This is a genomic window from Mycobacterium sp. TY815 (genome assembly GCF_030755135.1).
Classification (GTDB): Bacteria; Actinomycetota; Actinomycetes; order Mycobacteriales; family Mycobacteriaceae; genus Mycobacterium.
In genome coordinates, this window is record NZ_JAUFRX010000004.1 from 366,597 (window position 1) to 372,596 (window position 6,000).

Here is a 6,000-nt window from a genome sequence, read left to right on the forward strand (position 1 = left end):
CTCGCATACCTACGCATGGCGGTTGGATACGTTGCTGCATGAGATGTCTGGAGAACCAGTGGCCGCGAAAACCCTTTCGGTTGAACTTGATCGGTTCCCAAGCAACCTGCTTGATCCGCGGGTGCCAGCACCCGCCCGAGAAGCCGCGATGAAATTTCTGGTGAACTGATAAGTCGTTTTTCTGCATATAGAGCCGGGCGGTACGTGCGGTGTCGCCGCGTGCGACCGCGACCGCCAGATATCGCTCTGCGATCGTCTAGGCCCCTGAAAGCGTTTCGCCTTGAGGGGGCAGTTGCACCTTCGGTGCCGGGAATGCCTCAAGGCTTACCGCTATATCGTACACCGATATGGGCGGGTTGAGCGGCGAGTAGATGCTCTGGCGCGCCTAGCTAGAGGCGCAGCCTCTGGTTTCAGAGGTGGAGTCCACCACTGCGGTCGCGTTGTTTGTCGTGGCCGTGATGACGTTTTGCGATGGCATCGAGTGCGCCATCCGTAGCGGCGATGTCATGTATGCGGCGCAGGAGTGCGGTGCGATCGCTGAGCAATGCTGCGGCTTCGGCGTGTACTGGCGATGCGCTTGTGTCGGGGGTGTCCAGGTGGTGCTCGAGGCGGACGATAGCGGTGCGTGATCGGGCGTGTGTGCGGGCGGTCGGCGTGCCGATGTGGTGGGTGTGGGGCAGGTTCTCGGTGAGGACGTCGAGCAAGGTGTGAGCGGGTTGGGGGTGTGATCCGGGGGTTGTAATGAGGATGAGTTTTGTGTTGGTCGTTACCGCGGCGTGGGTGAGGAAACGTAGTTGTTCAGCGGGTAGTTGGTCGGCGTCGTCGATGACGATGAGGGTTCCGCGGGGCAGTTTCCAGCGCTGGCTGTCGAGGTTGGTTCGGGCTTGTTCCGGGGTCGCGGTGCTATCGGCATACCGGTGGTTGGTCGCGTAGTGGGCGGCGGCCTTGGTGACGGGCAGCGCCAAGACGCGATGGTCGTGGTGGTGGGCGGTGTCCGCAAGTGCGGCTAGGAGCCCGGTCTTGTTGGCGAAGGGGTGGATGACCAGTGGTTGGACGGTGTGGATGTTGCTGGTGATCGCGGTGAGTGTGCGCTGGTGGGCGTTGTCGAGGTTGGCGGCGGCGGTTTGCGGTGGGTAGTACAGGGCTGCGGGGCTGACAGCGCTGGCCGTGGTGAGGTAGTCGATTTCGTCGCGGAGTTGGTTTAGCTCAGCGGTCAGGTCGTAGGCGTTGGCGGGGTCTTCGATGCTGTCTTGAGCAGTGTTGTGGCCGGCGATGGTTTGGCGCATGTAGGTGGTTAGTCCTTGGGGGTAGGCAGGGTTTTCGGCCAGTGCTCGCGCTGCGATGTGTTCGGCTTGGGCGAGTTGGTTGTCCAGTTCGCGTGCATGGCGGCGCGCCTCGCTGAGGGCTTGGGCGTCGGCTTGCATTGCTTGGCTGCGCAGAGTCTGGATGTGGCGTTCGGTGACGATGCCCTCGGTGCCGCCGGCGGCCGCGAGGAGGGCGGTGTGGGCGTTGTTGAGTCGGTGGCGTGCTTGCTCAACGGCGGCCCTGACATGGGGGGTTCGTTGGTTGAAGTCGTCGTAGTGCTGTTGGAAGCGCTGGGCCTCGTCTGTGTTACCGCGGCTGTGTGCGGCGGTGATGGAGGCTTGGACTTGGGTGAGCAGGAGGTTGTGCAGGCTGGCGGTGTCTTCGGCGTCGACCCACAGTTTGTGGGCGTGTGCCAGTGCGTGTTGGAAGGGCCGTTGGTGTTCTTGGATACAGCGCAGTTCGGCGAGTCGGTCGGTGAGTGCGTGTTCGGCGGGTCCGCCGCTGAGCAGGATCTGTTGGGCGCGGTGTTGGGCGGCGTCGCGGCGGGCACGCAGGTCGGGAATGTCGATGTCGCCAAATGGGGCGATGACGGCGGGCCGTTGGGTGGACAGGTCGCTGAAGTCCAGGCCTGCGAAGTCGTCTTCGGCGAAGCCGTAGGCGTAGTCGTAGAGGTCGGGTGGGGGTTCGGCGAGACCATCGGCGGGATGGGCGATGGCGGGGGCGAACAGGTCGAGTTGTTCACCGGTTTGGGGTTCGCTGAAGGTGGCGGCGGGGTGGGGGATGTCGCTGTCGAGGGTGGCGGCGTGGTGGGTGAGCAACCCGATGCGGTAGGTGAGAAGGCGGGCGTATTCGTCAGGGCGCAACGGGCGTGTGGCGGCGCTGTCGCGCAGGTGTTCGGCGGCCGCGCTGAGCAGGTCCGCAGGCGGCCAGCCCGAAGAAGCGACAGCGGTGATCAGGCCCGGCCAGGCGGGGTCGGTGATGACGGCTTCGGCGATACGGGTTCCCAAGAGGTGATGCAGCTCCTCGGCCCACTCGGGTCGCAGCGTGGTGTCGGTGCGCTGCAGCGACGGCGGTGCCAGGGTGCCCGCAAGCCGCCACCACAGGGCCGCGGCGGGCATCTCGTCGGGCAGTGGGCCGTTGGCGGTGACGGCCTCGTCCAGCAAGGCGGCGACGTCAGCTCCGGCGCGTGCAGCGTGGTCGAGGTGGGTGGCCAGCCGAGGCCAGAACGGGTCACTGCACAGCTGCGGGTTGATGCCGTCGACGAGGGGTCGCCAGCGTTGCGCGGCGGCATCAGGGCGAGTGAGGCTGGCATCGAGGAACTTTCGCAGGAGGCGCTGGAAGGCTGCTGAGCGGTTGCGGTGGTGCTCGGGTCCGGTGACGCGCGTGTCGGCGGTGTCGACGTTGTGGGCGGCGCGAAAGACCGCGATTTCGGCCGTCAGCATGCCTTGGTCGGGCAGCAGCGGCCTAGCCCATGCGGGGGCGGTTTCTGGTGTCCAACTATGGACTGTTTCGCGGACTTCGTCAGCGAGTTCGGTGACCAGTTCTGCGCAGCGGGAAAGGTAGGCGCCCCAGGTCGGATCGTCGGCCAGGGCAGTGGGTATGTCTGCAAGCCAGCGCAGCGGTCCGACGCGTTCAGCGGCGCTTCCCGGTGGCGTGGGGAGGCGGTAGTCCAGGACCGCGGCGACATCGTGCGGCTCACCCAAAGGGGCCTGCGCGGCGTGGTGCAGCGCAGCGACGGGGTCGTGTCCGTCGATGGCGAGCAGCGCGAGGTTGCGCCGGAGAACAGGCCAGGCTTCGGCGTCGGTGAGGTCTTCGTCCAGCTTGGCGGCGGCGTCGTCGATGGCGGCCATAACTGATGGGCCGGCGTGTCGCGCGGCGGCGGTGGTCAGGGCGTCGGTATAGATCTGTGCTGCACGGTGCAGGCGGGTGAACGGGTCGGCTTCGGCGCCCATCACGGTGTGGGCGGACTGTTGCGCACCGTCGCGGCGAACAATGCTGGACAGGACGTCCACGGCGGTGGCGGGATGGGTGGCCTTGGGGGTCAGGATGCGGTGCGGGTCGGCTTCTGCGGTGGAGCCGTAGAGATGGTTTTCGGTGCATCCACGGGTGAGGGCGACATAGAGCTGGTTGCGGGTGAGGTGATCGCCGATGACGGTGTGGCAGGTGCCTTCGGTGTCGCGTCTGCCGGCGGTCATGCCTTGGACTTGGTTGATGGTGTTGGCGTAGCCCAGGGTGGTGAAGGCGCTGACGTACCAGGGGGGCAGAAGCACGGGGGTGGCGGTGCCGCGCAGGGGAACGACGGTCAGCGCGCCGTTGTCGTGGACGGTGCGGATGGTCCAGCGGTGACCGTTTTTGACCCATCCGCCGTTGTTGTCGGTGCGTAGGTAACGGCAGTTTTCGCGGGTGGCGATGGTGTCTCCGGATGAGGCGATCAATCCGTCGGCCAGTGTCACGGTGGACGTTGGGGTGGTGGCGCCGGCGGCGGTCAGTCGGTCCAGTCGGGCGCGTTGGTTAAGTCTGGCGACGATGTCGTTGGTGGGCGCGACCAGCAGCGAGTCGCGGCCTGCGGCGCGGTCGGCGGCCCACGCCGCGTAGGCCATGTCTTCGGCGGTGGCGTCAGCGCCGATGTGGACGCGGTGGTGGTCAATGTAGAAGCCGATGCCGGCGGGGTCGCCCTCGCGGATGGCCAGGCTGGCGGCGGCTTCTGCTCTACCGGTTTCAGCGTGGGTGAAGCGCACGACGGTATTGAGGGTGACCGCGTTGTGACGCTGGGCGAGGTCGCGCAAGATGCCGCCGGCGGAGATGGCGGCCAGTTGCTGGTCATCACCGATCAGCCGCACGCTGGCCCCGCGTGCCAGGGCGTGGGAGATCAGGGTGTCCAGGTCGAAAGTGGAGGCCATTCCTGCTTCGTCGAGGATGAGCAGACTGGAGTCGTTGATGGTGTCGAACCACTTCCTTGCAGGGTCATCGAGTGGGGCTTGCGGCTGGTCGCTGCGGGTTCCGGCGAGTTGGACGAATTTGGCCAACGTGTCGGTGGAGGTTCCGAGGTCTTCGGCCAGCACTTCGGCCGCAGAGGCGGTGGGGGCCAGCCCGATGACGGTGCCGCCGCTGGTGCGCCAGGCCGCCGCCAGAGCGGCCATCGCTGTGGTCTTGCCCGTGCCTGCCGGGGCAAGCGCAAGCTGTACACGAGCTCCGGAGGTGGCCATCTGTTTGACCAGTGCGGTTTGTCCGTCATTGAGTGCTACTCCGGTGTTGGCGTGGGCTTCCAGCAGGGCTAGGCCGACGCTGTCCTCGTCGACACGACGGCCGTTTGTCAGGGTGGCTGCGGCCAGGATGCGGCGCTCCGCGGCGAGCATCGCGTTACTGGTGTAGACGGTGTCGTCGTGACGGATATAGACGCTGGTGCCGTCGGGGCGCCGTAGCGCGGAAGGAACGTTCATTTCGGCGTCGGCGTGTGTGCTCAACGCGATGCTGTGCTCGCTCAAGGCGGTGGCGATGATGCGGTCGACCAGCTCGGGTCCGCCGGGATGATCGGCGTTGCGCAGGTGGCGTTGGGCTTCGGCGCGGATGTGGTTAATGGTCCAGGCGGCTCGTGTTTCGGCGACGGTGGTGATGACTGCGGCGGCCTGCGTGTGCAGCCATTCCTCGGTGACTTCCGGATGGATATGCGGGCCGCTATGGGTGGCGTCGGCGACCATGTCGGAGATCGCTCGCTGGCTACCGAGGATTTCGGTGGCCTGGGCGCGCCAGGTGTGGCGTTGCTCGGCCAGTGAGCGCGGTTCGTGTTTGGCCTGGCGGGTGTCGAGGTTGGCCTGCTGCGACAGCGCGAGGGCTTCTACCGCGGTGGGCTCGCGGCCGTGATCGGTGTGGAATTGTTTGGCCAGCTCGCCGAAACGGTGCTCGACTGCGGCCCGCCGCGAGGAGTAGAACTCGGTGAGTTTTGTGGACACGTTGGCGATTTCGCGCACCGCCCGTTTGCCGCGCTGGGTTGCTCGGGCCACGAATCGGACGCCGAGTTTGGCGATCAGCAGCGCTTCGATGCGGGTGTTGTAGTGCTCGGATGCGGCGACTTTGGCCCGGTAGAGAAGGGCGCCGTCCAAGGCCAGCCAGCGGGGGATTCCGTCGGGGCCGATGACGTGCACTTTGTTGCTGATGACGAGGTGGGTGTGCAGGTTGGGGTCCCCGGCGCGCGAGTCGCGGTGATCGAAAGCTGCTGCGATCAAACCCGTGGCTTTGATCTGGGCGATGCCACCTGATCCCATGCGTGAGAACGCCACATGCTCTTCCAGGAATACCAAGGTTTCTGCGACGGCTTGGTGGTGGCAGTCCTGGATAGTTTGCGCGATCGGCTCAGGTGCCAACGCCCACAGTGTCGAGACCGATTTGACTGGGGTGAAGGTTAAGTCGAAGCCGGCGACGGCGGTGGTGGCGGTGCGAGTGTTGCGGGCGATGAACCCACTGATTTCGCGATCGTCGGCAGGCGGGCGGTTGTAGGTTTCGGCGAACATCTCCTGGGCCACGGCGGTCCGAAGGGTGGCACGGACCTCGTCTTCGAGCTTTGCAACGGGGTTATTTCCGGCGGCGATGTTGTGTGCGCGGTAGGCCGCTCGCAGTCGTTGTTTGAACGGGTTGTCGTTGTCTTTGATCGGGAACGGGCGCCCAAGCCTGGCCGCATGCAGCGCCGCAGCCCCGCCC

General features: G+C 66.0%; 1 protein-coding gene. It reads right to left on the bottom strand.

Translation table 11 applies throughout. The annotated features are described in order from the left end of the window. Nucleotides 1–410 precede the first annotated feature (410 nt). A partial coding sequence (gene mobF / locus QXK92_RS31600) for a MobF family relaxase (RefSeq protein WP_306248365.1) occupies nt 411–6,000 on the bottom strand: 5,590 nt, incomplete at its 5' end.